Below are 25,707 nucleotides of genomic sequence, written 5' to 3' on the forward strand. Positions count from 1 at the left end.
AGACCTCAGTCCTGTGCGTGCTCCAGGAGCCGCCGCACGTTGTCCAGCGCGAACGGATAGTCCCCGCCGAGGATGATGTGGTCAGCGCCGGCGTCCAGGTACGCCTGGTAGTTGTCGATCTCGTCGTCGCCGATCATCACGGTGCGCTCCACGGCCTTCGGATCGCGGCCGAGCTTCGCGCACCACTCGTCGAGCACCTGGTTCTTGTGCTGGAAGTTCTCCACCGGACCGAAGGTGTTCCACAGGTCGGCGTACTGCGCGACCAGGCGCAGCGTGACCTTCTCGCCGCCGCCGCCGATCAGGATCGGCAGGTCCGGGTCGGCCGGCTTGAGCTTGCCCAGCCGCTCCTTGATCCGCGGCAGCGCCGCGCCCAGCGCCCGAAGCCGCTCCGGCGCCGTGCCGAACTCGTAGCCGTACTCGGTGTAGTCCCGCTCGAACCAACCGGCGCCGATACCGAGCACGTGCCGGCCGCCGGAGAGCTGGTCGACGGTCCGGGCCATGTCCGCCAGCAGCTCCGGATTGCGGTAGCTGTTGCAGTACACGAGCATCCCGAACCGGGCCCGCGTGGTGGTCACGGCCATCGCGGCGAGCAGGCTGGAGCCCTCGAAGTGGGTGCCTTCCGGGTCGCCGCTGAGCGGGTAGAAGTGGTCCCAGGTCCAGATCGAGTCGACACCGAGCTCGTCCGCACGCTGCCACGCCTCGCGCAGAGCTGTGATGTCGGTGTGCTGGGGGCGCAGCTGCACGCCCACTTTGAATCGCGCCATGATCGGCGGTCCTCACTGTCGGTGGTGTGGGTGGTAGGGGTGTCGGGTTCCGGTACGGGGTTTCCCCGATCACTCCACCACAAGAACGGCTGAGCGGCCTTTTCGGCTCGCCGATCGGACGGGGCACCGTCCGGAACGGCACGCCGCAGCCTGCTACGGGCTGGCGACCGGCGGTTGGCAGCTACCGGCTCGCCGGTCCCGGCGGCGGATGCTCGGAGAGCACGAGCGAGGCGGCCGGCGGCTGGCTGAAGTCGAAGTCCTTCCACAGGTCGCCGAGCTGGGAGGCGTCCTCTCGCACGTCCGGGCGCGGATCGGGGCGGCCGTCGGTGGCCGGGTCCAGGCGCTGGCCCTTCAGGAAACGGTCCTCGATCAGCTTGTCGTACGCGTCGAAGCTGAGCGTCTGATGGTCGATCGTCCCCTGCTTGGCGTAGGGGCTGATGACGATGCCGGGGACGCGCAGCCCGTAGCCGTTGCCGTCCACGGTCGGCGGGGCCACGTGGTCGTAGAAGCCGCCCCAGTCGTCCCAGGACAGGAAGATCGCCGTGGAGCTCCAGTCCGGGCCCTTCATGACCGCGTTCACCAGGTTGGTGACGTAGGCCTGGCCGTCGGCGACGGAGGCCGGCGGGTGTTCGCTGACCTGCTGCGACGGCACGACCCAGGAGACCTGCGGCAGCGTGCCCTTGGTGGCGGCGGTGACGAAGTTGTCGACCGACTGGATGTTGCCGACCTGGCCGTCGTCCTTCACCGTGGAGAACTCCGGGAGCGGGTTCCAGATGCCGGGCGTCTTCGCGTCCTGCTTCACCGGCGCGCACGTCGCTGCGTCGTCCTCGCAGTCCGGCTCGCTGCCGCTGACGAGGTAGTAGCCCCAGCTGATTCCCGCGCGGTACATCAGATACGTCAGGTCGGTCCAGGCGTAGTTCTTCATGCCCGGGTTCTGCAGAGCGTTGGTACAACTGCTCGGGTCGTTGGCCTTGGTGCAGTGCGCCGACCACTCGGAGACCAGGAACAGGTGCGCTGGCAGCGACCAGGAGGCGTTCGGCTCGAACATGTGGTCCTGCAAGGTGAAATGCTGCGCGTAGGACCAGTAGTTGGGGATCTCGCGGGCGTCGTGCCAGCCCATGACGTCCGGTTCGCCGACCGGGACGCAGGTGGGGTTGTCAGGGTTCGTGCACGGCGTCTTCTGCACCACGGCGCCGGTGGCGACCTGGCCGATGAAGCCGTCCATCTTGCCGCCGTCGATGTCGGCGGTGGCGTTGTTCTGGCTGTGCGGGCCGCCTTTGTTGACGACGTTGCCGTCGTGGAACGGCGGGTCGCACTTGTTGGTGGCGGCGTCGGGGACGCAGGCTCCGGCGGGGATGCCGTCTCCGCCGGGATACGTGCCGAAGTAGGAGTCATAGCTCCTGTTCTCCTGCATGATCACGACGATGTGCTGGATCTTGTCGGCGCCGGCCGGTGCGCCGGGGCCCAAGCCTGCGGGCAGCGCGGTCACGCCGGCGGGCAGCGGCGAGCCTGAGCCCGACGGTGACGTCGAGGTCGACGTCGAGGTCGCGCCGCCGTGAGGTTTTGAGGAACCGGTGGTGCAGGCGCCGGCGAGCAGGCCTGCCGCCAGTACCGCGCCCCAGCGCGTCGTCCGAGATCTCCGATCACTCATGGTGATGACGGTACTCACACGACGTAAGGATTCCGTCTAGCCCGCGTCCAGCCCGTGTCCTACTGTGGCGGCGCGCCCTTGGAGCCGTTGCACATCGGGACGCCGCCGAACGCGCCGTTGTTGGCGCCGCCGTGACCGTCGACGGCGTTGACCCAGCCCCAGTGCTGGTTGTTGGCCTCGGTCCAGGCCCACCAGTTGTTGAAGTACTGCCCGCCGCTCTGGGTCTCGGTCCGGCCCTGGGCCTGGCAGATCACCCAGTTCGTGCCCTGCGGCAGGTAGCCGACGTTGCCGCCGCCGCTGTCCAGGACGGGGGAGCCGCCGCTGTAACCGTTGCCGGCTGTATCGAAGGGGCAGTTGATCCCAGTGCCCTGAGGCGTCGACGCGGTGCCGCCGCACGGGACCGGCGCCGGCGCGGGGGCCTGCTGCGTCGAGGGCGGCGGGGCGGGCGCCTTCGAGGTGGACGGTGGCGGGGCCTGCTGGGTGGTGCTGTGCGAGGCGGGGGCGCTCGGCGCGCCGGCTGCGGAGGAGTGCCCCGCCGAGGAGGGCTGGGCCTGGCCGCCGGTCGAGGTGTTCTGGGCCTGGCCGGTCGGAGCGGCCGCCGAGGAGGTGCTGCTTCCCGAGGCCGGGATGCTGGTGGAGCCCGACAGCGGGTCGCCGGCCTTGGTGCTGCCGCCGGACAGGTCGCCGCCGTCCTTGGCCGCCGAACTCTGCGCGGCGCCCTGGGTCGAGGCGCTGCCCTGCAACGCGGTGGTGTCCGATTTGCCGCCGCCGAACGCCATCGCCACTCCCCCGGCGATCAGCGCGACCGCGGCCACGGACGCGCCGACGATGAGGGCGACCGGCTTTTTGCGGCCCGGCGGGAGTTGCTCGGTGTCGCCGGGGCGCTGCGAGCCGGTGCCGCGCGCGCCGTGGGGACCGTAGGGACCGTTCGGACCGCCAGAGCCGCCCGGGCCGTTCAGGCCGTTCGGGCCGCCGGAGCGCGCGCGGCCGGACATGTCGCCGAACCCCGCGGCGTTCAGCGCGCTGCCGGTCAGGCCTCCCGCCTCGTTGCCGGGACCGAAGTCGGCGCCGAACCCGGCGACGCCGCCGGCGCCGGCCATTCCGCCGGAGCCCGGGGGACGGGGGTTCTGCCACGAGTCCTGCCGCAGGTCCAGGCGCGCGGTCTCGGCCGCCGCGTGCGCCGCCGTCAGGTCGTAGTCGCGCACAGTGTGCATGGCCAGTGGCTCGGGCAGCCAGGTCGTAGCCAGCTCCAGCGTGTCGCCGGTGAGGCCGCCGCCGGAGAAGTCGGTCGTGGTCACCGGCACGCCTGGCCAGTCGCTGGCGCCGCGCAGTTGTTCGGCCTCGGCCGCCATCCGCATGGCGTCGGGCCGTTGCTCGGGGTCCTTGGCCAGGCACTGCGCGACCAGCGGCCGCAGCTGCTCGGGCAGGTCGCCGAGGTCCGGCTCGCCGTGCACCACCCGGTAGGCGACGGTGACCGGCTCGCCGCTGCCGAAGGCCAGCTTGCCGGTGGCCGCGAAGGCCAGCACCACGCCGCCGGCGAAGACGTCGCCCGCGGGCAGCATGGCCTGCCGCTCAATACGCTCCGGCGCGATGAAGCCGGCCACGCCGAGCACGCCGGCGTGGGTGGCGGTGAGCTTGGTGTCGTCGGTCGCGCGGGCGATGCCGAAGTCGATGATGCGCGGGCCGTCGGCGGCCAGCAGGATGTTGTTCGGCTTGATGTCCCGGTGCACCACGCCGGCCGCGTGCACGGCCGCCAGCGCCTGACCCAGGCACTGCGCTAGCACCGCGACGGTCTCGGTGGGCAGCGGCCCGAAGCGGGTGACCGCGGCGTCCAGCGTGGGACCGGCCACGTATTCGGTGGCCAGCCACGGCGACTCGGCGTCCGGATCGGCGTCCAGCACCCGCGAGATCCAGGGCCCGCTGACCCGCCGCGCCGAGGAGATCTCGCGCCGGAAGCGCGCCCGGAAGTCGGGGTCCTGCAGGAAGTCGTTGCGGACCACCTTCACCGCGGCCGGCCGGCCCGCCGGGTCCCACCCCAGGTAGACACTGCCCATGCCGCCGGCTCCCAGCCGACCGGTCAGGACGTACGGTCCGATCCGGTGCGGGTCCCCGGCACCAAGCGTCTGCATCGTCATCGGCCCCCATCCCGTTCTGCGACTGACGATCAGATGGTTACCATACCGATGATGGGCATGATCGTGGTCATCGTCCGTCGGGGAGCCCGCGCGCCTAGTGTTTGGGGACCTTGTCTGAAGAGTCGGGACGAGCCGGTCGGGCGGAAGCGCACTGCGATGCCTGCGGCGACGCGCGCCGCGAAGGCCTCACCCGGCCGGTTCCGCCGATTCCGCCGGCCACGTCCGCAGTCCCCGCACCAGCCCCAGGAAGGCGCGCTCGGCTGGGGACAGCAGCCTGTCGCGGCGGTAGGCGACGACCACGGGCCGGGAGCGTAGCGGCGGGTCGACGTCCAGGACGACCAGGCGGCCGTCGCGGACTTCGGCGTCGATGGCGTGCTCGGAGATCAGGGATATGCCCAGGCCTGCGGCGACTGACTGCTTGATGGTCTCCGGGCCCCACATGTCGGCCTTGGCCATGTCGTCGAGGTCCCAGCCGATCAGGGCGGCTTCCTGCAGGTCGCGGGTTTGGGAGCCGGGTTCGCGCAGGAGGAAGCGTTCGCCGGCCAGTTGGGGCGGGGTGACGTGGCCCGGTGTTCGGGTCAGGTGGTGGCCGGGGGTGGCGACCAGGAGCAGGCGTTCGTCCAGGACCGTCTCGGTTTTCAGCTGGTGGGCGCCGGGTTGGCCGGCGACGATGGCCAGGCCGAGTTCGCCGTCCAGGAGGCGTTTGACGATCTGGCCGTTGTTGCCGACGACGATGTCGCACTCGATGTTGTTGTGCCGGTCGCGGAAGCGCGCGAGCAGGCGCGGCAGCAGGTAGGTGCCGACGGTGGTGGTGCCGCCGACTTCCAGGCGGCCGGTCTGGACGCCGGAGACCTCGCGGATGGCCGCGACCGCCTCCTCGGTGAGCAGGAACACCCGGCGTGCGTACTCGACGAGGACCTCGCCCTCGGCGGTGGGGCGGATGCGGGGTCCGGAGCGGTCGATGAGGGTGGTCTGCAGGGACTGTTCGAGGTTGCGGACGTGGTTGGAGACCGAGGGCTGGCTCATGTAGAGCTTCTGCGCGGCCGCTGAGAAGCCGCCGGTCTCGACCACGGTCATGAAGATCGACAGGCGGTGCAGGTTCAGCTGCGTCACGGTAGGTCCACTTCCCACGCCTCGTGCCCCGTGTCCGCCAGCCTATTCCCCCGGGTTAACAACGGGCCTCCGTTCAGCGACCGGCGCGGATCTTGGCGATGGACGTTTCCAGCGCGGCCAGGAACCGCTCCAGCGTCGCCAGCGGGAGCTCCCCCATAGTGGACACCCGGAAGAAGGTCTTCGCCAGATCGCCTTGGCCTGCGTAGATGACGAAACCCTCGTCCTTGAGCGCGTCGTGCAGTTCGGCGTAGGTGATGCCCTCCGGCAGGTAGACCATCGAGATCGAGTTGGAGCGGTGCTCGGCGGGGATCAGGATTTCCAGGCCCAGCCGCTCGAATCCGGCGCGGACGAGTTCGGCGCGCGCCTTGTAGTCCGCGACCCGCGCCGTGACGCCGCCGCGTTCCTCCAACTCCTTGATGGCCTCGTCGAGGGCGAAGCACACCTGCACGGCCGGGGTGAAGGGGACGTCGCCCTTGCGCTGGCCAGTGAGGTAGGTGTTCGCGTTGAGGTAGAGCGAGCGCACCGGTACTTCCTGGAGGCGCTCGATTCCCTTGTGGGAGCACAGGATGAAGGAGATGCCGGGCAGGCCGTGCAGGCCCTTGTTGGCGGTGCCGCAGATGATGTCGGCGGACAGGTCCTCGTGGCCCTCGTCCTCGATCGCGGTGGCGCTGATCGCGTCGACGACCATCAGCACCCCGGCTTCGCGGGCGACCCGGCCGATGGCGCCGACCGGGTTGATCATGCCGGTGGTGGTCTCGTGCTGGACGACCGCGACGGCGTCCACGTCCGGGTGCCCGGCCAGCGCGGCCCGCACGGCCCGCGGATCGGCCGGCTCGGTCCACTCCCCCGCCACCGAGTGCACGGTGATCCCGTTGACCTCGGCGATCCGCGCGAGCCGGTCGCCGTAGACGCCGTTGCGCACCACCAGGATCGAGCGCCCGGCCCGCACGGCGCTGATCACGGCCATCTCCATCGCGGAGGTGCCGGAGCCGGTGACGACGATCGCCTCGTGCGTGTCGGCGATGTTCAGCACCCGGGTCAGCCCGGAGCGGATCGAGTCCAGCAGCTCGGAGAATTCCGGCTCGCGGTGGCACCAGTCGCCGCGGCCCAGAGCGGCGCGGACGCGGTCGGACGTGCACGCCGGACCGGGGTTGAGCAGAACGAGAGGGCCGACGGGATTGGCTGTCATGGCCCTCAGGCTAGGCGGGCGATCATGGGGCGTGGAATGGCTGTTCGGGCATGGCGGTCATAGCTGAAAGCGAAGTGTCAGCCCGCCACAGCGCTGTTGCGAGCGGTCTGCTGCAGGAAACCCAGCGGATCGGCCAGCAGCGGCTCGAACGCCTTCTCCGCCGCGCCGATCAACGTCGAGTCCGCACCGAGCCCCGGCGTCACCAGACGCACGCCTTCGCGGACCACGCCCAAGCTCCCGGACAACAGGTTCGTGCGGATCTGCCCCTGCACCGCCGGGAACACGTCGTCGAACAGGCCGCCGAAGATCACCATGCTGGGGTTGAACACCGTCACGATGTTCGCCACGCCCAGCGCGATCCAGCTGCCGATGTGCTCCAGCGCGCGGACTGCCTTCTCGTCGCCCGCGGTCGCCTCGGCGACGAGTTCGGCGACTGTCGCGCGCCGCCCGTCGGCGTGGCCGGCGGCGGCCAGGATCGCCGGTTCGCCGATCTCGGTCTCCCAGCAGCCGCGCGCGCCGCAGCGGCACAGCCGGCCGGAGGGGTTGACGACCATGTGGCCGACTTCGCCGGCGTAGCCGTCGTGGCCGGACATGGCTTCGCCGCCGGCGATCACGCCGGCGCCGACGCCGACCTCGCCGACCAGGTAGACCACGTCGTCGCAGCCCACTGCGGCGCCGCGGGTGCGTTCGGCCAGGGCGCCGAGGTCGGCGTCGTTGCCGACGGCGACGGGGGCGGCGATGCCGAAAGTCTCCATGAGGCGGCGGTGCAGGATGTCGCCGAGGGGTGCGTCGCCCCAGTCGTCCCAGTTCATGTTGGGGACGAAGCGCAGCATGCCGTCGGCGGAGCGGACGGCGGCCGGGACGGCGGCGCCGACTCCGGCGCACAGCGCGCCCGGCGGGATGTCGTCGGCGGAGAGCAGTTCGCCGGTGAAGCGTTCGAGGTGCCCCATGACGTCTTCGAGGTCGTAGTCGCCGCGCGGGCGGTAGAGCTCGCGGCGGTCCAGGACCTGGCCGCCGAGGCCGACGCGGGCCGCGACGACGAAGTCGACGCCGATCATGTAGGCGAGCGCGTAGACGTGGGCCGCGCGCGGGACGACGACCAGCGAGGGCCGGCCGGCGCCGAGGTGCTGTCCGGGGAGTTCCTCCTCGACCAGGCCGGCCGAGGACAGGTCGGCGGTGAGCGCGCCGATCGTGGAGCGGTTGAGGTTCATGCTGGCGGTGAGCACGGCCCGCGAGGTGGGTCCGTGTTCGTGGACGTAGCGCAGGAGAGTGGACAGGTTGTGCCGGCGCAGCTCCTCCTGGGTCACACCGTAGGTGAACCCCTTGCGGGCCCTCATGGTTCTCTCCTCGCTGCGCGTTTCCCCGCGTGTCGGCCGGTATCGGCCGGTCTCGGACATTATGGCCGAGACCGGCCGAATCATCCGGTCAGTGCGCGTCGCCCCGTCCGACCCGGCGGGAGGCCGCGTCGAAGCCGGCCGCGAGGAGCAGCACCAGGCCGGTCACGATCCACTGCCAGGCCTGGCTGTTCGCCCCCTTGATCAGGTCGCCCATGCCGTTCTGGATGACGGCCACGACCAGGCCGCCCCAGACCGCGTCCATGATGCGGCCGCGCCCGCCGAACAGGCTGGTGCCGCCGATCACGGCCGCGCCGACGGCCAGCAGCAGGGTGTTGCCGGCGCCGAAGTTCGAGGCCACCGACTCCAGCTGGGAGGCCTGCACGACACCGGCCACCGCGGCCAGCGTGGAGCAGATCACGAACACCGAGATGCGGATCCGGTCGACCCGGATACCGGCCCGGCGCGAGGCCTCGTCGTTGCCGCCGACGGCGTAGACGTGCCGGCCGTAGCGGGTGCGGCCGAGCAGGAAGGTCAGGCCCACGGTGAGGACGATCAGCAGCAGCACCACCCAGGGGATGCCCTCGATCTTCAGGTTGTTGAAGAACGCGTTCTGCTGGATCGCGCGGTTCTCGCCGAGCAGGTAGACGAAGATCGCGCCGAGGATCAGCATCAGCACGGTCTTGAAGAACGTCACCAGCGCGGGCTCGGCTTCCAGGCCCGCGGAGCGCTTGCTCACCGCGATGCGCAGCTTCACCAGCGCGTAGCCGCCGGCCACCACGGCCAGCATGACCCAGCCCAGCCACAGCGGCATCAGGTTGTTGTTGTAGCCCTCAAGCGTGATGATCGGCTTGGCGGCCTGGTCCGGCAGCGAGATCGAGCCGGCCTTGCCGACCTGCATCAGCACGATGCCCTGGAAGGACAGGAACGCGGCCAGGGTGACGACGAAGGAGGGGATGCGGGCCTTGGCGCGCAGCCAGCCGATCGCGAAGCCCAGGACCGCGCCGACGATGATCGCGGCCAGCACGGACCAGTACCACGCCACGTTGTGCCGCACGATCATGACCGCCATCAGCGCCGCGCACACGCCGGAGGCGGTGCCCGCGCTCAGGTCGATCTCGCCCAGCAGCAGGACGAAGACCAGGCCCATGGCCAGCACGATGATCGGTGCGGCCTGGGTGACCAGGTTGGCGATGTTGTACAGCGACAGGAAGCCGTTCTGCACGATCGCGAAGAAGATGACCAGGACGACCAGGCCGGCCACGGCGGGCATGGAGCCCAGCTCGCCGCCGCGGGCCCGCTCGATGCGGTTGCGGCCGTAGGCCAGCAGGGTGCCGGCCGCGCCGGGCGCGGGGGCCGCGTCGTCGGCGGCGCCGGTGGCCGGGGTGGTGGAGTTCTCGGTGACAGGCTGGCTGCTCACGAGGCCGCCCCCTTCCCGTCGGATTCGGTGTTCGCGTCGGCTGCGCTGAGCGCGTCGGAGATGCCGGTCCCGCCGGCGGCGTCGAGGCCGGCGGTCGGGGAGACCGGTGCGGCCGGGGCGTCGTGCCCGTTGCCGTTGCCGTTGCCGTTGGTGCCGGGCTGCAGGCCCAGGTCCCCGGAGCGGCCGGCGGTGATCAGCTCGACGATCTGGGTCTGGGTCACGTCCGAGCGCTTGACCTGCGCGGCCATCCGGCCCAGGTACAGCGCCGCGATCCGGTCGGAGACCTCAAGCACGTCGCGCATGTTGTGGGAGATCAGGATGACCGCGTGGCCGCGGTCGGCCAGGCGCCGGACGAGTTCCAGGACCTGCTCGGTCTGGGCCACGCCCAGGGCGGCGGTCGGCTCGTCGAGGATGACGACCTTGGAGTTCCAGAGCACTGACTTGGCGATCGCCACGGTCTGCCGCTGGCCGCCGGACAGGCTGGAGACCTGCTGGCGCAACGACTTCACGGTGCGCACCGACAGGCCGGCCAGCGTCTCGCCGGCCAGGCGCTCCATGGTGTTCTCGTCGAGCGTCTTCCAGCCCGAGACGCGCTCGCGGCCCAGGAACATGTTGCCGACGATGTCCAGGTTCTCGCACAGCGCGAGGTCCTGGTAGACGATCTCGATGCCGAGCGCGGCGGCGTCGCGGGGGTCGTGCACCTTCACCGGCTGGCCCTCGAACAGGTACTCGCCGCTGTCGATGGCGTAGGTGCCACCGATGCACTTCACCAGCGTGGACTTGCCGGCGCCGTTGTCACCGACCAGGGCGGTGACCTCGCCGGCGTGCGCCTCGAACTCGACGTCCTGCAGGACGTGCACCGGCCCGAAGGATTTGTTGACTGCCCGCAACTTGAGGATCGGCTCGCCCGATCCTGCCGTCCGGGGTGTCGTGGACGTGGTTGTTTCCGTCACCTCACACCTCTCTCAACTCATGACGCCCAGCAATCGAACGGTCGAGCCAGAGCGGTCGAGCCCGAACGGTCTTGCCTTGAGCGACCCTTCGACTTCTCGGCCGCGGGTCGCTCCGTGGGCTTCGCAGGGGGATTGGACGCTCCCGCGCGGAGCACTCGCAGACCAGCGGCGGCGGCATCGGAAAGTGGGAACCCGATGCGCACCGCCGCGGGTCGAGCGGGGTTACTTGATGCCGGCCGCCGTGCACTTCGCGGCGAAGTCGCCGGTGCAGACGTCGGAGGCCTTCTGGTAGCCGTCGGTGAACGGCAGGGTGATGTTGGTCTTGTCCACCACGACCGGGGTGGCCAGGTAGGACGGGACGTCACGGTTGCCGGTCCCGTCGTGGACCGTGGCCGGGGCGGTCGGCTTCTGGCCGGACAGGATCTGGCTGGCCAGCTTGACGGCCACGTCGGCCTCGCCCTTGACCGGCTTGTAGATCGTGAAGCACTGGTCGCCGGTCAGGATGTTCTGCAGACCGGTCGCGGTCGCGTCCTGGCCGGAGACGGCCACCTTGCCATTGAGGCCCTGCTGCTTGAGCACGGTGATGACGGCGTTGGCCATCTCGTCGTTGGCGACCATGACCGCGTTCAGGTCCGGCGCGCCCTGCAGCAGCTTCTGGAAGGTCGACTGCGCGGTACCGGCCGGGTTGTCCCAGTTGCCGGACTGCTCGCCGGCCTTGGTCCAGCCCGCCTGCTTGCTCAGCACGCCGTCGTAGCCCTGCTTGAACAGCGTCGCGTTGTTGTCGGTCGCGGCGCCGTCCTCCTCGACGTACTTCACGGCGCTCTTGCCGGCCACCTGCGGGCACTTCACCAGGGCGTTGCCCTGCAGGGTGCCGACCGCCGTGTTGTCGAAGGACACGTAGTACTGCGCGCTGCCGCCGAGGGTGAGGCGGTCGTAGTCGATCGTGACGACGCCCTTGGCCTGAGCCTGGGCCTCGATCGCCTTGGCCGAGCCGGAGTCCAGGTTGACGATCATCAGGACGCCGACGCCCTCGTTGAGCATCGACTGCGCCTGCGTCGTCTGCGTCGTGGCCGAACCGTTCGCGTTCTGGATGTCGCAGACCAGGCCCAGGCTGTCGCACTGGGTCTTGAGCTCGTTGGGGTCGGAGTTGACCCACCGCGGCGAGGAGTTGGTGTCCGGGAGCAGGACGCCGACCTTGTTGTTCGTGTAGTGCGGCGTGCCGCCGGTGCTGCTGCTGCCCGCGGCGGAGCTGGTCGAGCTGCTGCCGCCGGTGGTCGAGCTGCCGCTGCTCTTCGTGCTACTGCATCCAGCTGCGCTCAACGCAACCGCGGCGCCGAGTGCGGTGATAGCGAGTATCGCCTTACGCATGGGAGCTTGCCCCTTTCTGGTTCCGCACGTCGCCTACCCCCGGGAGGCGCCGCCGATATGTTGACGCGCAAAACCTATTCGGGTTTCGACCATGATCGCTATGAGCTGGCGGACACGAATCCGCCATGAACACGTCACGAAACGGCAACGTCCGGACCGCCTCGCCACCGGCCGGGCGCCCGTGCTACGGATACCGCCTCGTCGATGCCCCCACAGACCTTGTGAAGCAGGGCACTTGCCTGGTCGGCCCGGGTGTGGCGGAAGAGCGCCACGGACCTCAAATTCGCTCAACGCCGAAGCGCGGTACCGGTTCCGGAGACCGGTGATCGCGCAGACAACCGATCACGCTCGGCGACGATCTTTAGGTGCGGCGCGCAACCTTGATCTTGTCCTGTAAGTACACTTTGATTGGATAATGTGACGCTATGTCTACACCGATCGACCGCGACCGCATACTCACGACTCCGACCGCGCGCGCCGAGGCCGATCCGGACGTCACCGGCGCCGTGCTGCTCGGTTCGTCGGCGACCGGCCGGGCCGAGGCGAGTCCTTCGATCGTGAGCCGAGGCAGCATGACGCCGTGCCTGCCGAACGATTGAGGCCTTTGTTCGGGGCTTTGTTGTCCGGGGCCTGAGTCGAAAACTGCGGACTATTCAACTTATCCCGGCGGTCTCAGCGCCGTCCCGGCGATCACTCCCAGTGCGAGGGCCGGGTCAGGCCTTCGGGGATCTTCGTCTTCTGATCTCCGAGGGCTGCGTTGACCTGCGTCTGGGTCAGGAATATGGCGCCGGTCAGGTCGGCTCCGGCCAGGTTCGCGTCGCGGAAGTCGGCGCCGATCAGGTCCGCGCGCCGCAGGTCGGCGCCGGAGAGGTCGGCGCCGATGAGGTAGGCGCCGCGCAGGTCCGCGCCGTGCAGGTCCGCTTGTAGCAGGCGGGCGCCGATCAGGTCGGCTCCTCGCCGGTCTTTCTTGCGGCCGGTGCCGATGCCGGCTCGCATCAGGGTGCTGACTTCGGAGAGCAGTTCGCTGACACCCTGGCGGTGCGCTGCCACGTTCAGGGCCAGCAGTTCGTCGGCGGGCAGCCGGGTGAGGCGTTCGGTCTCGTCGGCGGACCAGCTGATCTCGGTGCGCAGCGCGGAGGCGGCGGCCAGGGTCTCGGCTTCTGTGAGGTACCAGAGCATCTCGTGCAGCTGGCGCATCACCGGGAGCGCGGCGAACATCTGCGCGGCGGTGTGCGGGGCGTCGCGCCAGGACACGCCGCCGAAGGTCTGCTGCGACAGCTTCTGGCCGGCGCCGAAGCAGTCGTAGACGGTGCAGCCCTTGAAGCCGCGGCCGCGCAGTCCGGTGTGGATGGAGCAGCGGTCGTCGGCGGCGAGGTTGGGGCACGGCGTCCCGGCGGACTTGTCGACGGCGAAGTCCCGGGACGCCGTGAAGGCCAGCCCCACGCAGCACAGCGCGAAGCAGTCGGCGCAGTCGGCGCTCAGGTCGGTGCGGGGGCTGGGCATCAGAGTCCTGCTTACAGCTGCCGCATCACGTCGTTCGCGATGAGGTCCAGGTGGTCCAGGTCGGACAGGTCCAGGATCTGCAGGTAGACGCGCTGGGTTCCGATGCCGGCGTAGCGGCCGAGCTTGTCCACGACCTCCGCCGGGGTGCCGGCCAGGCCGTTCTCGCGCAGCTCGGCGGGCTCGCGGCCGATCGCGGCGGCGCGGCGGGCGAACTCGGCCTCGTCGCGGCCGACGCAGGCCACCAGGGCGGCCGAGTACGTCATCGACTCCGGGGAGCGGCCGTTGGCGGCGACGGCGTCGCGGACGGTGCCGAACAGGCGTTCGCTGTCCTCGAAGGACCGGAACGAGGTGTTGTACTCGGCGGCGTAGCGCGCGGCCAGGCGCGGGGTGCGCTTCGGGCCGCCGCCGCCGATGACGATCGGCGGGTGCGGCTTGGTGACCGGCTTGGGCAGCGCCGGGGAGTCGGCGAGGGTGTAGTGCTCGCCCTTGAAGCTGTAGGTCGCGCCGTCGGGGGTGTTCCACAGCCCGGTGATGATCTCCAGCTGCTCCTCCAGCAGGCCGAAGCGCTTCTCCGGGAAGGGGATGCCGTAGGCGGTGTGCTCCTGGTCGAACCAGCCGGTGCCCAGGCCCAGCTCCACGCGGCCCGGGCCGGCCATGGCGTCGACCTGCGCGACGGTGATGGCCAGCGGGCCGGGCAGCCGGAAGGTGGCCGGGCTGACCAGGGTGCCGAGCTTGATGCGGCTGGTCTCGCGGGCCAGGCCGGCCAGCGTGATCCAGGCGTCGGTGGGCCCGGGGGCGCCGGTGACGTCGCCCATCTTCAGGTAGTGGTCGGAGCGGAAGAACGCGTCGAAGCCCAGGTCCTCGGTGGCTTTGGCGACGGTGAGGAGGGTGTCGTAGTCCGCGCCCTGCTGGGGCTCGGTGAAGATGCGCAAGTCCATGACCCAAGCCTGTCACATGCCACGCCGCACTCGCGGCGGAGCCGGTACGGCAGGATGGCGTCATGCGCATGCCCTACGTCAACAGCCGTCTGGCCCCGATGGGCACCACGATCTTCGCCGAGATGTCCGCGCTGGCGGTCGCCACCGGCTCGATCAACCTCGGCCAGGGCTTCCCGGACACCGACGGCCCCGAGGAGATCAAGCGCGCGGCGGCCGAGGCGGTGCTGACCGGGCACGGCAACCAGTACCCGCCCGGGCCCGGCATCCCGGAGCTGCGCAGGGCCGTGGCCGAGCACCAGAAGCGCTTCTACGGCCTGGACTTCGACCCGGACACCGAGGTGCTCGTCACCGCCGGCGCCACCGAGGCCATCGCGGCGGCGCTGCTGGCGCTGCTGGAGCCGGGCGACGAGGTGGTGGCGTTCGAGCCGTACTACGACTCGTACACGGCGTGCATCGCGATGGCCGGCGGCGTCCGCGTCCCGGTGACGCTGCGTCCCCCGCACTTCCGCCCCGACCTGGACGCGCTGCGCGCCGCGGTGACCGACCGCACGCGCCTGCTACTGCTGAACACCCCGCACAACCCGACCGGCACGGTCCTGACCCGCGCCGAATCCGAGGCGATCGCCGCTCTGGCGTGCGAGCGCGACCTGCTGGTCGTCACCGACGAGGTGTACGAGCACCTGACGTTCGGCCCGGAGCACATCCCGCTGGCCACACTACCCGGGATGCGCGAGCGCACGGTGACGATCGGCTCGGCGGGCAAGACCTTCTCCTTCACCGGCTGGAAGGTCGGCTGGGTGACGGCACCGCCGGCGCTGGTCTCCGCGGTCCGCAGCGCGAAGCAGTTCCTGACGTACGTCGCGAGCGGCCCCTTCCAATACGCCGCCGCGACCGCCCTGGCCCTGCCGGACGAGTACTTCACCACGCTGCGCGCCGACCTGCGGCGCAAGCGCGACCTGCTGGTCGACGGCCTGAACGCGGCCGGCTTCGAGGTGTTCGTGCCGGACGGGACGTACTTCGTCACCACGGACATCAGCGGGCTGAGCGAGAAGAACGGGATGGAGTTCTGCCGCGAGCTGCCCGAACGGTGCGGTGTCGTGGCGATTCCGAACCAGGTGTTCTACGACGACGTCGAGGCGGCGCGCAGCTTGGTGCGGTTCGCGTTCTGCAAGAAGGACGAGGTGCTGGTTGAGGCCGTGGAACGGTTGGGGCGGTTGAAGGGCTAGGGCAGGGATGGAGCAGAGTCAGCGCAGCGCGCCGACGTAGGCGCGCGCCTCTTCGGCCAGCGCGTGCCAGTCGAGGTCGCTGCTCGGGTCGACGATGAACCACTCGCGCATGGCCACGCCGTTCTTGCGCGGGTCGAAGTGGTCGCCGTCACCGCCGGCCACCAGCTGGTCCACACGCTCGGCCGGGAGCTTGACGACCAGCCGGTCCTGACTCACCATCGCGAAGAGCTTGCCGCCGACCTTCAGGCCGCCGCGGCCGAAGCCGCGCGCGCCGGGCTCGGTGCCGGGGCACGTCACGCCCTCGACGCCGAGGTAGCTTTCGGCCAGGTCGGCGAAGCGCTCTTTCGTGGTTCCGCGGCTGTTTCGCGCGTCGGTCATGTGGCCAGGGTAGGCGGCGGCACCGACATGCGCGCTTCCTGCGAGCCGTTCGCCGTCAGCGAAAGCGCGCGGGTTCCGGATGTTGTCGTGCCTAGGGTCGGTTCCATGACCGACTACGAGCCTGCGTTCCAGGCCTATGAGAAGCTGGCGCCCCTGGACCCTGCGGCCAGGCCGGTCACGGTTCTGGTCGCGGGGGTGCCGGGGACCGGGAAGAGCACGTTGGCCGAGGGGTTGGCGCGGGAGTTGCGGGCGGCGGTGTTCTCCATGGACTGGCAGCTCGGGGCCTTGACGCCGTTCCGGGTGGTCACGCAGGAGAACCAGACGCCGCTGGCCGAGATGATGGTGGTCGGGGCGCTCGCGCGGCAGCTTCAGCTGGGGCTGGACGTGGTGCTGGACGTGACAGGACACGAAGTCGAGGCGCGGGCACGCTACCGGCGGGTGGCCGAGAGTCTGGGGGCGCGCTTCGTGGGGGTGGAGTGCGTGTGCTCGGATCCGGAGGCGCACCGGTCGCGGGTCGAGGGTCGGGACCGCGGGATCCCCGGTTGGCGGCCCACGGTGCCGTGGGAGCACGTACAGCGGATGCAGGGGTTGTGGGAGGCGTGGCCGGAGCCGCATTTGCTGATGGACTCCGCGAAGCAGGATGCTGAGACGACGCTCAAGCAGACGCTGGAGGCGCTCTCGGCAGCGCGCGCCGCCTGACTGATGCTCCTGAGACATTGCGCGGCCCCGGCCCGCAGAGCAGACCGGGGCCGTCGTTCTCAGAGCTTGATGACCTGGCCGGGGAAGATCAGGTTCGGGTTCGAGATCTGCCCCTTGTTCAGCTGGAACAGGCTCTGCCAGCCGCCGGCCACGTGGTTCGTGACAGCGATCTGCGACAGTGTGTCGCCGCTCTTGATGGTGTAGGTCGCGCCGGTCGGCTGGGCCTGCGGGGCCGCGTTCTGGGCCGGGGCGGGCTGGGTGTTCTGCTGCTTCGGCGCGTTCCAGGACTGCTTGTCCTGCTGCTGCGGCTGCGTCTGCTGCTTCGGCGCCTGCTGCGTCTGGGTCTGGGTCTGGGTGGTGTTGGAGCTGCTGGAGCTGGTCGAGCCGCTGCCCGGGTTCACGGCCGCCGCGGCGCCGCCGGCGCTCAGGCCGGCACGCGGGCCGCACACCGGCCAGGCGCCGGGGCCCTGGGAGGCGAGCAGGTTCTCGGCCACGGCTATCTGCTGGTCCTTGGTGGCCAGGTCGGCGCGCGGGGCGTACTTGCCGCCGCCGGCGCCGAGCCAGGAGCTGGTCGAGAACTGCAGGCCGCCGTAGTAGCCGTTGCCGGTGTTGATCGACCAGTTGCCGCCGCTCTCGCAGGAGGCGACCTGGTCCCAGGTGGAGACGCTGGCGGCGCTGGCGGTGGAGGCCATCAGGGCGGGCAGGACGACGGCGGCGCCGGCCACGGAGGCCACGACGATCCCGGCCTTCTTGCGGCCGGACAGCAGGGACTTGCTCATGATCAGTCAGCTCTCTCCGCCACGCCGGCCGGCGCTGAGCGCCAGCCTCCTGCACCGATCACGGGGGTCGGGTGCACAGATGACTCTCGCGGTCCGGGGCAGGAATGCGGCGTGCCGGCCGGCGAGGTCCCCGCTCGCGGCGGGGCATGCCCCAGACGGTAAGCACAAGCCTGAGCAAACCACAAGAACGATGACATGCAGTTGATAAGGGACACACCGGCGGTAAGGGAATTGGCGCCTTTCCGACGCAGATCTCACGAAGCGTGGCGAGCGGATCACATTCAGGACAAACGGATTCGGGAAGGCCCTGAGCTCTTCTCAGGACCTTCCCAGGGGTGCGAAAACGGACTAATCAGCCCACATGCCGCCGATGTCCGCGCTCCTGCCGCGGCATGCTCTGCACCGTCGGCGGAACCGGCGCCGGCAGCGTCGCCACCTCGTTCAGTTCCTGCTGGTACAGCGCTGCGGCGTCCGGGAGCTTCGGGAACCGCCGCTGCGGCCGGTCGTGCATACGCAACGTCCCGGTCAAGTCACCGACAGTACGACGACGCCAGGCGCTGATGTTCGTCTCCCGCACGCCGAACCGGCGCTCCAGCAGCCGCAGCGTCGAGGTGTGGTCGAACACCTCCGAGCAGACGTAGCCGCCGGCGCTCCACGGCGAGACCACGAGCGTCGGCACCCGGAAGCCCAGCCCGGAGGGCCCGGCGATGCCCTGGCACTCCGCCGGCAGCGGGTCGACGGTGATCCACTCCCCCGGCGTCCCGGCCGGCGCGGTCGGCGGCCGCACGTGGTCGAACAGGCCGTCGTTCTCGTCGTAGGTGATGATCAGCAGGGTCTTGGCCCACACCTCGGGGTGCTGCCCGAGCGCGTCCAGCACGCCCCAGATGTACTGCGCGCCGGCCCCGGGCAGCGCCGGCGGGTGCTCGCTGGCCTCCGGCTGCCCGATCGAGGGCAGGTACTGCGAGTTCAGCCAGCTGACGGCGGGCAGGTCGCCGTTGGCGATGTCGTCGGCGATCGCCTGCGGCGGCCGCGGCTGCATCCCGTTGATCCACAAAGAGGAGTCGTGCGGGGCGTTCTGGAAGTTCTGGAACCAGCCCAGATCCGAGCCCTGCGTGTTGGCGACGTAGTAGCGCCAGCTGACGCCCGCGGCCTCCAGTCGCTCGGCGTAGGTGGTCCAGCGGAACGGCGCCGGGTTGCTGTTGCTCACCACCGGGCCGCCGGCCACGCCGTCGGGGTCGTTGGTGCCGCTGACCGCGAACAGCCGGTTGGCGTGCGTGGGGCCGAAGGCCGAGCAGTGGTAGTTGTCGCACACGGTGAAGGCGTCGGCGAGCGCGTAGTGGAACGGGAGGTCCTCGCGCGTCAGGTAGCCCATGGACCAGGGCCCGCCGTCGGCCGGGCGGTGCGCGGCCATCCAGCCGTCCATCGCGCCGTGGTTCCAGGAGGTGTGCTGGCCGTGCCAGCTGTGGTCGGTGCTCGGGTACTTGGCGCCGCTGGTCTTGGTGGTGTCGATGCGTAACGGCAGGGTGTAGCCGTCGGGGTTGGCGGTGTCGGGCTGGTAGAACACCGGACGGCCGTCGGGCAGGCGGACCGCGTCGCGGTCGCCGAACCCCCGCACGCCGGACAGCGTGCCGAAGTAGTGGTCGAAGCTGCGGTTCTCCTGCATCAGGATCATGACGTGCTCGATCTGGTCCAGGGAGTGCAGCCGGTTGTCCGGGGCAGCGGCGGCCATCGCCTTGGTGAGCGAGGCCGGCAGCAGGGACAGGGCCGAGGTGGCGGCGCCCGTGGTGAGCAGGCGGCGGCGGGTCAACGACATGCGCGGGCTCCCGTCTTCGCCGGATCGGCGCGGATCCGGCGGATAGAGATCAGAGAATTGAGATGTCGTCCTCCCCTGGCAAGGTAATCGCCGATGGTGGATTCGGGGAGAACGCACGGATGCCTCGTGGCGGCGATGATGGCCGGGTGACCGTTTCCGTCGTATGGGCCCGCGAGGCCATCCCGTCCGGGCCGAGCGTCTTCCTGGCCGGTCCGACTCCGCGCTCCGAGGCTGTGACCTCCTGGCGTCCGCAGGCGATCGCGGCTCTGGAGGCCGCGTGGACCGCGCCGCCGACGCTGCACATCCTGGCGCCGGAGAATCCCGGCGGACTGCCGGAGACCGAGTACGACGACCAGATCGAGTGGGAGTGGGAGGGTCTGGACCGTGCCTCGGCGATCCTGTTCTGGATCCCGCGCGATCTGCGCACGCTGCCGGGATTCACCACGAATGTCGAGTTCGGATTCGTCGCGCGCACCGGCCGCGTGGTGCTCGGCTGCCCACCGGACTGCCCGAATCCCGAAAGGAACCGGTACCTGGTCCGGTTGGCGCGTAGGTTGGGCGTGCCGGTGACGGGGACGTTGGCGGAGACCGTCGCGAGGGCAGTGGAGATCGTCTCAGCGATCGACATCACGCCTTAGTCTCGGACAGTGCACATTTGCACCGGGTTATCGGGGTTGACCCTCCGGTCTGTGCACTCGCCGTCAACCCGTTGCGGTAGCGTGGCGAAGCACTTCGCACGTCCAACAACAATGGGGGTAATACCATGTCCACCACGCGTGGCGTACGGACTCTCGTCGGCTTGGCAGTGGCCTCGTCAGTCATTCTGCTCGGGGGCTGCTCTTCGTCCGGGACCACGACCGGTTCCACCGGCGGGAACCCGCTCGCCGGCGGTCTGGGGTCGAGCAAGACCGCCGCCTCCGGCGGCTCGTCGTCGACGGGGGGGTCGTCCACCGGCGGCACGTCGTCGTCCGACACCTCGGGCTCCAGCGGCGGCTCCTCGTCCTCGGACAGCTCCAGCACCGGCGGCACCACCTCGGGCGGCACCGTCGGCGGCCTCGGCGGCAGCGACCCCGGCTGCCAGGCAGCCCTGACGGACCTGACCAACGGCAGCCAGGCGATCGCGGGCGCCGCCAGCAACCCGGCGGGGGCGATCGCCGGCATCAAGAACATCGGCACCAAGCTGGACGCCGACGCCGGCCAGTCGAAGAACCCGGCCTCGGCCGCGGCGATCAAGAAGGTCGGCGACGACTACGTCAGCTTCGCGAACACGCTGGGCTCCGGCAAGACGCCGGACATCTCCGGGCTGGAGACCGACGCCACGGCGATGGGCACCGCCTGCGCCGGCTGAGGTTCGCACACCGCGGAAGCAGCGTGACGACGCTGCGCTCCGTCGCACCGACACGATGAACGGCTCGGCCCGGGACCTCGGGCCGAGCCGTTCACTCGTCTACCGGCTCATCTCAGAGCTCACACACACCCGTGGATGTCGCTCGTCGAGGAGGCCACGATCGTGTCCAGCAGGCCGGGCACGATCACGTGCACCGCGTTGACCGTGAGCACATGGTCGGTGGCGGTGTTGGTGGCGATCTGCTCGTTCAGGATCAGCTTGATCCCCAGGATGTTCACCGTGGTGTTCGGGCCCGGGGTGACGCTGACCGGGACCACGACGCCGCCGACCGTGATGGAGGCGATGGTGGCGCCGCCGGTGCTGCCGGCGCAGAGCGAGTGCGAGGTGGACGTGACCGCACCGATCGCGATCGCCGGCAGGCCCAGCAAGCCGATGCCGACGTGCTGCACCGAGGCGTTGGCCGTGGAGGAGCTGGGGCCGACCGCGGTGGAGACGTTCGCGCACAGCGTGCCGGCGCTGATCAGGCCACTGATGGTCACCACACACGGCGGCGAGCTGTTGCCGGCCCCGGTGGTGGCCACCGGACCGGCCTCGGGGGTCGGCGTGATGCCCACCAGGCCGGAGGATTTCAGGCCGTAGGCGTCGCCGGTGAGCAGGACGTCCCAGATGACCGAGACGTTGTTGGAGGTGATGGTGCCGGCCGGGTTCGACGTCGAGGCGCCGACGGTGTCAGTGCCCGAAGCCGTGCCGGTATAGCTGAACGTCGCGTTGCCCGCGGCGTCCGTGGTGCCGGTGCCGCTCACCCCGGCGTTCGGGCCACTGGCGACCTTGAACGCGATCGGCGCGCCCTGGAGCGGGTCGCCGCAGCTGTTGACGTAGTTCGCGGTGACCGAGGCGGTGGATCCGACCGCGAGTTCCTGCTGGCTCGGCGCCAGCTTCAGGATCGAGCCCGGGCACGAGACGCTGCCGACCGGGGCCCACTGCTGGGACTCGTTGCCCATGCCGCAGGTGGCACCGTCCACGCCGCCGGTGTTCAGGATCTTGCCGGTGTCCGGGAAGTTGCTGACCACGCCGTCGATGGACACCGTGACCAGCGGGACGACGCCGGACTGGTTGCAGTTCCCGGCCCAGGACGCGCCGTTGGGCCCGATGTCCGAGGTGTCGAAGGAGCCGTCGGAGGTGCAGCCGGAGCTGAAGGAGTTGATGGTCTGGGTGACGATGTACTGCCCGCTCGGCCCGAGCGGGACGTTGTGCCGCCAGATGTCGAACACGCAGGTGCCGAAGCTCACCTTGATGTAGTCGACGTTGACGTTCACCCCGGTGTTGTTGATGACCCGCAGCGCGCCGGCGTCGAACGTGCAGCCGCCGGGGACGCTGCAGCCGCCGTAGGTGACGTTCGGCGCGCCTGCCCACGGCGTCGGGAAGTTCGCCGGATTCGCGCGCAGGTTGTCGGCGTAGCCGACCTGCACCGCGACGTTGGCGGCGGCGTGCGCCCGGCTCGCGGGCGCGACCACCACCGCGGCGAAGCTGAGCGCGAGCATCCCGAGGAACACCAACGCTCTTCGCACACTGATTGAGGCTGCTGACATCATCCACCCCTTCTGAACCCGAATGGGAACCGCGCGGCGCCATCCCCACTGCCGGACCACCAGATCCACCGGCGGCCGGGCCGCGCGAGGAGTGAAGCTATTCGAGCTCTGATTCGGTTGTCTGCCGGGCGGGAGGCGGGCGTTCGCTGGCGCACCGGCGCGCCGAACGCCATGGTCATGCCGCATAGACCGGCGGCCGGCGGCGATCGCGCTGCGAATCAGAGAACTGAGTCAGTTGGCGGCCGGGGTGAGCAGCTCGGCCGACAGCCCCAGCGCGTCGGAGAACACCTCGCGGCCGGCCGGCGTGACGAGCACCGCGCGGGTGCTGCCGACCCGCCGGATCCAGCCCTTGTCGAGAGCGTGGCCGCACAGCGCGGCGCCGACGGCACCGGCCAGGTGCGGACGGCGCTCGGTCCAGTCCAGGCACGGCCGCAGCGCCGGGCGCTTGGCCGCTGCGGGGACCTCGATGGCGAGCTCGGCGAGCCAGCGCTCGCCACCCGGCGTGAGCCGCAGGCCGTGCTCCCAGTCCACCAGGGCCCGCTCGGTCATCGCGTCGGCGATGGCCACCCCGACTCGGCCGGCCAGGTGGTCGTAGCAGGTTCGCGCGTGAGCCAGCGCGCGCCGCCGGCTGTCGGCGGACAGCGTGCGCGGCGGCGGTGCGGAGCGGACGGGTGCGGCGGCGGCCATGGTCTCGATCAGCTCGGCGACCTGCTGGTCGGCCAGGCGCACGTAGCGGTGCCGCCCTTGGCGTTCCTCGGCAAGCAGGCCGCCGGCGACCATGGCGTTGAGGTGCTCGGTGGCGGTGGACGCCGCGACGCCGACGTGTCTGGCCAACTCGGTCGGGGTCCAGGCGCGGCCGTCGAGCAGGGCCAGGCAGAAGGTGGCGCGGGTGCCGTCGGCGAGCAGGCGGGCCGTCGCGGCCAGGTCGGCGCCGGCCAGCAGGGGGTTCGCGGCGACGGGGCCTGTGGTGCTGCCTGTGGTGCTCATAGCAGCGATTATTCTCCGGCCGGAGTTCGGCGGCCGCCGAAGTGTCCGCTGCCTACGGTCGCTCCATGAGCAGCGCAACGAGCAGGGCGAGCACGCAGAGCGCACATGTCACGCAGAGCACGCATGTCACGATCGAGCCGTCGATCCTGTACTTCGGCACCCCGGTGGTCCTGTTGTCGACCGAGAACGACGACGGCTCGGCGAACCTGGCGCCGATCTCCTCGGCGTGGGCGCTGGGCTACACGATCGTGCTCGGTCTGGGCACCGAGGGCCAGACCGCGTACAACCTCGCGCGGCGTCCGCAGATCGTGATCAACGTCCCGGGTCCGCATCTGTGGCGGCGGATCGAGAGCCTGGCCGGGGTGACCGGCCGGTTCCCGGTGCCGGAGGGCAAGCCGCCGGGGATGCGGTTCGAGCCTGACAAGTTCGGTCTATCGGGGTTCACATCCGTCGAGTCCGAGCTTGTCAATCCGCCGCGGGTCGCCGAGTGCGGCCTGCAGTTCGAGGCCACCGTGGCGCGGGCGCTGCCGGACGTCACCGACGACTTCCTCATCGTCGAGGCGCAGGTGCTCCGGGTGCACGCCGATCCGGCGATCGTGATCCCGGGGACGAACCACGTCGAGCCGGCGGCCTGGAGCCCGCTGATCTACAACTTCCGGCACTACTTCGGGCTCGGGCATGAGCTCGGGTTCACCTACCGGAGCCAAACCCCGCGCGGCCCGGAGTCTCAGGACTCGCATACCGATTAGTAGCGATCTACCTGCGGTTTTTGATCTGATGCTCCGTTATATTACTTGTCAGTAGCTCGTGACTTCTCATGCTCGCGGTAGTAGAACAAGTTCTCAAAATCCGCAGCATGTGAGGAGCGTCACATGAGCGCAACATCAAGGCCAGACCCAGGAGCCCGAGGTCTTTCACGGCGCGGATTCCTGGCGGGAACAGGCACGGTTCTGGGTGCGGCGGCGTTGGGGGGCTTCTCGGCCGGGCGCGCCTCGGCCGCCGCGCCGCGCAGCGCCCCGATCTCCAACGGGGCGCACGTCCAGGCCCTGATCATCGGCACCGGATACGGCGGTTCGGTCGCGGCGCTGCGGCTGGCCCAGGCCGGCGTCGCGGTGGAGATGATCGAGATGGGCATGGCCTGGAACACCCCGGGCTCGGACGGGAAGATCTTCTGCAACCTGACCAGTCCGGACCAGCGGTCGTTCTGGCTGCGGACGCAGACCAAGCAGCCGGTCGGGTACTTCCTCGGGATCCCGATCGACCGCAGCATCCCGAACTACACCGGGATCCTGGACGCCGAGGACTTCGCCGGGATCACGGTCTACCAGGGCCGCGGGATCGGCGGCGGGTCGCTGGTGAACGGCGGCATGGCGGTGACGCCGAAGCAGTCGAACTTCGGCGCCATCCTGCCGTCGGTGAACCCCGCCGAGATGTACAACGTGTACTACCCGCGCGCCAACGCCGGGCTCGGCGCCGCGGTCATCCCGAACGGCTGGTTCAACACCACGCAGTGGTACCAGTTCGCGCGGGTCGGGCAGAAGCAGGCCGGGCGCTCGGGCTTCCCGTTCCAGTTCGTGCCGGACGTGTACGACTGGACCTACATGCAGGCCGAGGACGCCGGCACCGTCCCGCGCTCGGCGCTCGGCCAGGAACTGCTCTACGGCAACAACTACGGCAAGAAGTCCCTGCAGAAGACGTACATCCCGGCGGCGCTGGCCACCGGCAAGGTCAACATCACGCCGCTGCACAAGGTGACCTCGGTGTCCCCGGCCTCCGGCGGCGGCTACACGGTGCTGATGAACCAGCTGGACACCTCCGGGAACGTGGTCACCGCCAAGGAGGTCACCGCCGACAAGGTGGTCTTCGCGGCCGGCAGCGTGGGCACCAGCAAACTGCTGGTCCAGATGCGCGACACCGGCCGGCTGCCGCACCTGAACGACCAGGTCGGCCAGAACTGGGGCGACAACGGCAACATCATGGTCGGCCGGGCGAACCAGATCTGGGACCCCACCGGCTCCAACCAGTCCACAGTCCCCTGCGGCGGCATCGACAACTGGACCGCCGGCGGGGCGTTCGCCGAGGTGGCGCCGCTACCGATCGGCATCGAGACCTGGGCCTCGCTGTACCTGTCGATCACGAACAACCCGCACCGCGCACAGTTCTCCTGGAACCCCACCACGCAGAAGGTGGACCTGAGCTGGCAGCAGGCCTGGAAGCAGGACGGGATCACGATGGCCAAGACCATCTTCGACAAGATCAACTCAACCGAGGGCACCATCTACCGAACGGACCTGTTCGGCACGTACAAGACCTGGCAGGACGAGCTGACGTACCACCCTCTGGGCGGCGCGGTACTGAATCAGGCCACGGACAACTACGGCCGGCTCACCGCCTACCCGGGGCTGTACGTGATGGACGGCGCACTGATCCCCGGCAACACGAGCGTGAACCCGTTCGTGACCATCACCGCACTGGCCGAACGGAACATCGAGAACATCATCGCGAACGGCGGCTGAGCTG

General features: G+C 70.1%; 23 protein-coding genes. 7 read left to right on the top strand and 16 right to left on the bottom strand.

Annotated features, from left to right (window positions below; all coding sequences use genetic code 11):
• Positions 1 to 5: 5 nt before the first annotated feature.
• The 9 genes from ABH935_RS18240 to ABH935_RS18280 all read right to left on the bottom strand — a co-directional run bounded on the left by ABH935_RS18240 (position 6) and on the right by ABH935_RS18280 (position 11,927).
• Positions 6 to 764, bottom strand: a complete 759-nt coding sequence (locus tag ABH935_RS18240) for an LLM class F420-dependent oxidoreductase (RefSeq protein ID WP_370379092.1) — start codon at positions 762 to 764, stop codon at positions 6 to 8.
• 181 nt (positions 765 to 945) lie between these two features.
• Complete coding sequence (locus tag ABH935_RS18245; RefSeq protein WP_370379093.1) at positions 946 to 2,415, bottom strand: alkaline phosphatase family protein; 1,470 nt, start codon at positions 2,413 to 2,415, stop codon at positions 946 to 948.
• Positions 2,416 to 2,474: 59 nt separating this feature from the next.
• Positions 2,475 to 4,550, bottom strand: a complete 2,076-nt coding sequence (locus ABH935_RS18250) for a serine/threonine-protein kinase (RefSeq protein ID WP_370379094.1) — start codon at positions 4,548 to 4,550, stop codon at positions 2,475 to 2,477.
• Positions 4,551 to 4,736: 186 nt separating this feature from the next.
• Positions 4,737 to 5,663, bottom strand: a complete 927-nt coding sequence (locus ABH935_RS18255) for a LysR family transcriptional regulator (RefSeq protein WP_370379095.1) — start codon at positions 5,661 to 5,663, stop codon at positions 4,737 to 4,739.
• A gap of 73 nt (positions 5,664 to 5,736) precedes the next feature.
• Complete coding sequence (locus ABH935_RS18260) at positions 5,737 to 6,852, bottom strand: alanine--glyoxylate aminotransferase family protein (protein ID WP_370379096.1); 1,116 nt, start codon at positions 6,850 to 6,852, stop codon at positions 5,737 to 5,739.
• Between the two features lie 77 nt (positions 6,853 to 6,929).
• Positions 6,930 to 8,189, bottom strand: a complete 1,260-nt coding sequence (locus ABH935_RS18265; RefSeq protein WP_370379097.1) for an ROK family protein — start codon at positions 8,187 to 8,189, stop codon at positions 6,930 to 6,932.
• An 88-nt stretch (positions 8,190 to 8,277) separates the two neighbouring features.
• Positions 8,278 to 9,606 (bottom strand): sugar ABC transporter permease, encoded by a 1,329-nt coding sequence (locus ABH935_RS18270; protein WP_370379098.1) that lies wholly within the window; start codon positions 9,604 to 9,606, stop codon positions 8,278 to 8,280.
• Positions 9,603 to 10,559 (bottom strand): ATP-binding cassette domain-containing protein, encoded by a 957-nt coding sequence (locus tag ABH935_RS18275; protein ID WP_370379099.1) that lies wholly within the window; start codon positions 10,557 to 10,559, stop codon positions 9,603 to 9,605. The genes ABH935_RS18270 and ABH935_RS18275 overlap by 4 nt, the downstream gene beginning before the upstream one ends.
• A gap of 222 nt (positions 10,560 to 10,781) precedes the next feature.
• Positions 10,782 to 11,927: a sugar ABC transporter substrate-binding protein gene (locus ABH935_RS18280; protein WP_370379100.1), complete on the bottom strand. Its 1,146-nt coding sequence runs from the start codon at positions 11,925 to 11,927 to the stop codon at positions 10,782 to 10,784.
• Positions 11,928 to 12,352: 425 nt separating this feature from the next.
• Here ABH935_RS18280 and ABH935_RS18285 point away from each other — a divergent pair, with 425 nt between their 5' ends.
• A complete protein-coding gene (locus ABH935_RS18285; protein WP_370379101.1) occupies positions 12,353 to 12,526 on the top strand; it encodes a hypothetical protein in 174 nt (57 codons plus the stop codon).
• 91 nt (positions 12,527 to 12,617) lie between these two features.
• Here ABH935_RS18285 and ABH935_RS18290 read toward each other — a convergent pair whose 3' ends face one another.
• Together ABH935_RS18290 and ABH935_RS18295 are read right to left on the bottom strand one after the other, a co-directional pair.
• Positions 12,618 to 13,430 (bottom strand): pentapeptide repeat-containing protein, encoded by an 813-nt coding sequence (locus tag ABH935_RS18290; protein WP_370379102.1) that lies wholly within the window; start codon positions 13,428 to 13,430, stop codon positions 12,618 to 12,620.
• An 11-nt stretch (positions 13,431 to 13,441) separates the two neighbouring features.
• Entirely contained in the window at positions 13,442 to 14,368 is a 927-nt protein-coding gene (locus ABH935_RS18295) for an LLM class F420-dependent oxidoreductase (RefSeq protein WP_370379103.1), read from the bottom strand.
• A gap of 62 nt (positions 14,369 to 14,430) precedes the next feature.
• Here ABH935_RS18295 and ABH935_RS18300 point away from each other — a divergent pair, with 62 nt between their 5' ends.
• Entirely contained in the window at positions 14,431 to 15,594 is a 1,164-nt protein-coding gene (locus tag ABH935_RS18300) for a pyridoxal phosphate-dependent aminotransferase (protein WP_370379104.1), read from the top strand.
• A gap of 18 nt (positions 15,595 to 15,612) precedes the next feature.
• Here ABH935_RS18300 and ABH935_RS18305 read toward each other — a convergent pair whose 3' ends face one another.
• Entirely contained in the window at positions 15,613 to 15,972 is a 360-nt protein-coding gene (locus ABH935_RS18305; RefSeq protein ID WP_370379105.1) for a hypothetical protein, read from the bottom strand.
• A gap of 105 nt (positions 15,973 to 16,077) precedes the next feature.
• Here ABH935_RS18305 and ABH935_RS18310 point away from each other — a divergent pair, with 105 nt between their 5' ends.
• A complete protein-coding gene (locus ABH935_RS18310; protein ID WP_370379106.1) occupies positions 16,078 to 16,671 on the top strand; it encodes an AAA family ATPase in 594 nt (197 codons plus the stop codon).
• A 59-nt stretch (positions 16,672 to 16,730) separates the two neighbouring features.
• Here ABH935_RS18310 and ABH935_RS18315 read toward each other — a convergent pair whose 3' ends face one another.
• Positions 16,731 to 17,450: a transglycosylase family protein gene (locus ABH935_RS18315; protein WP_370379107.1), complete on the bottom strand. Its 720-nt coding sequence runs from the start codon at positions 17,448 to 17,450 to the stop codon at positions 16,731 to 16,733.
• Between the two features lie 352 nt (positions 17,451 to 17,802).
• On the bottom strand, positions 17,803 to 19,263 hold the full coding sequence (locus ABH935_RS18320) for an alkaline phosphatase family protein (protein WP_370379108.1): 1,461 nt from the start codon (positions 19,261 to 19,263) through the stop codon (positions 17,803 to 17,805).
• Positions 19,264 to 19,409: 146 nt separating this feature from the next.
• Between ABH935_RS18320 and ABH935_RS18325 the strand changes: the two genes are divergently transcribed.
• Both ABH935_RS18325 and ABH935_RS18330 read left to right on the top strand, forming a co-directional pair.
• The gene (locus ABH935_RS18325) at positions 19,410 to 19,901 is read left to right on the top strand and encodes a nucleoside 2-deoxyribosyltransferase domain-containing protein (RefSeq protein ID WP_370379109.1); all 492 of its coding nucleotides are present in this window, start codon (positions 19,410 to 19,412) and stop codon (positions 19,899 to 19,901) included.
• A gap of 125 nt (positions 19,902 to 20,026) precedes the next feature.
• The gene (locus ABH935_RS18330; protein WP_370379110.1) at positions 20,027 to 20,611 is read left to right on the top strand and encodes a hypothetical protein; all 585 of its coding nucleotides are present in this window, start codon (positions 20,027 to 20,029) and stop codon (positions 20,609 to 20,611) included.
• A 119-nt stretch (positions 20,612 to 20,730) separates the two neighbouring features.
• Here the strand turns inward: ABH935_RS18330 and ABH935_RS18335 are convergent, their stop codons facing one another.
• Together ABH935_RS18335 and ABH935_RS18340 are read right to left on the bottom strand one after the other, a co-directional pair.
• The gene (locus ABH935_RS18335; RefSeq protein WP_370379111.1) at positions 20,731 to 22,179 is read right to left on the bottom strand and encodes a choice-of-anchor P family protein; all 1,449 of its coding nucleotides are present in this window, start codon (positions 22,177 to 22,179) and stop codon (positions 20,731 to 20,733) included.
• A 252-nt stretch (positions 22,180 to 22,431) separates the two neighbouring features.
• Positions 22,432 to 23,187: an ArsR/SmtB family transcription factor gene (locus ABH935_RS18340; protein WP_370379112.1), complete on the bottom strand. Its 756-nt coding sequence runs from the start codon at positions 23,185 to 23,187 to the stop codon at positions 22,432 to 22,434.
• Positions 23,188 to 23,252: 65 nt separating this feature from the next.
• On the opposite strand from ABH935_RS18340, the gene ABH935_RS18345 reads away from it, so the two are divergent.
• Entirely contained in the window at positions 23,253 to 23,936 is a 684-nt protein-coding gene (locus ABH935_RS18345; RefSeq protein WP_370379113.1) for a flavin reductase family protein, read from the top strand.
• A gap of 123 nt (positions 23,937 to 24,059) precedes the next feature.
• Entirely contained in the window at positions 24,060 to 25,703 is a 1,644-nt protein-coding gene (locus ABH935_RS18350) for a GMC oxidoreductase (RefSeq protein ID WP_370379114.1), read from the top strand.
• The last annotated feature ends 4 nt before the right edge of the window (positions 25,704 to 25,707 follow it).

Source organism: Catenulispora sp. GAS73 (assembly GCF_041262085.1).
In the GTDB taxonomy this organism is placed as follows: Bacteria; Actinomycetota; Actinomycetes; order Streptomycetales; family Catenulisporaceae; genus Catenulispora.

Bases quoted from the DNA above. Each gene is read 5' to 3' on its own strand.
- ABH935_RS18315 (WP_370379107.1), bottom strand. From the start codon at position 17,450: ATGAGCAAGTCCCTGCTGTCCGGCCGCAAGAAGGCCGGGATCGTCGTG.
- ABH935_RS18240 (WP_370379092.1), bottom strand. From the start codon at position 764: ATGGCGCGATTCAAAGTGGGCGTGCAGCTGCGCCCCCAGCACACCGAC.
- ABH935_RS18245 (WP_370379093.1), bottom strand. From the start codon at position 2,415: ATGAGTGATCGGAGATCTCGGACGACGCGCTGGGGCGCGGTACTGGCG.
- ABH935_RS18350 (WP_370379114.1), top strand. From the start codon at position 24,060: ATGAGCGCAACATCAAGGCCAGACCCAGGAGCCCGAGGTCTTTCACGG.
- ABH935_RS18330 (WP_370379110.1), top strand. From the start codon at position 20,027: ATGTCCACCACGCGTGGCGTACGGACTCTCGTCGGCTTGGCAGTGGCC.
- ABH935_RS18305 (WP_370379105.1), bottom strand. From the start codon at position 15,972: ATGACCGACGCGCGAAACAGCCGCGGAACCACGAAAGAGCGCTTCGCC.
- ABH935_RS18295 (WP_370379103.1), bottom strand. From the start codon at position 14,368: ATGGACTTGCGCATCTTCACCGAGCCCCAGCAGGGCGCGGACTACGAC.
- ABH935_RS18310 (WP_370379106.1), top strand. From the start codon at position 16,078: ATGACCGACTACGAGCCTGCGTTCCAGGCCTATGAGAAGCTGGCGCCC.
- ABH935_RS18250 (WP_370379094.1), bottom strand. From the start codon at position 4,550: ATGACGATGCAGACGCTTGGTGCCGGGGACCCGCACCGGATCGGACCG.
- ABH935_RS18340 (WP_370379112.1), bottom strand. From the start codon at position 23,187: ATGAGCACCACAGGCAGCACCACAGGCCCCGTCGCCGCGAACCCCCTG.
- ABH935_RS18265 (WP_370379097.1), bottom strand. From the start codon at position 8,189: ATGAGGGCCCGCAAGGGGTTCACCTACGGTGTGACCCAGGAGGAGCTG.
- ABH935_RS18280 (WP_370379100.1), bottom strand. From the start codon at position 11,927: ATGCGTAAGGCGATACTCGCTATCACCGCACTCGGCGCCGCGGTTGCG.
- ABH935_RS18345 (WP_370379113.1), top strand. From the start codon at position 23,253: ATGAGCAGCGCAACGAGCAGGGCGAGCACGCAGAGCGCACATGTCACG.
- ABH935_RS18320 (WP_370379108.1), bottom strand. From the start codon at position 19,263: ATGTCGTTGACCCGCCGCCGCCTGCTCACCACGGGCGCCGCCACCTCG.
- ABH935_RS18260 (WP_370379096.1), bottom strand. From the start codon at position 6,852: ATGACAGCCAATCCCGTCGGCCCTCTCGTTCTGCTCAACCCCGGTCCG.
- ABH935_RS18300 (WP_370379104.1), top strand. From the start codon at position 14,431: ATGCGCATGCCCTACGTCAACAGCCGTCTGGCCCCGATGGGCACCACG.
- ABH935_RS18285 (WP_370379101.1), top strand. From the start codon at position 12,353: ATGTCTACACCGATCGACCGCGACCGCATACTCACGACTCCGACCGCG.
- ABH935_RS18290 (WP_370379102.1), bottom strand. From the start codon at position 13,430: ATGCCCAGCCCCCGCACCGACCTGAGCGCCGACTGCGCCGACTGCTTC.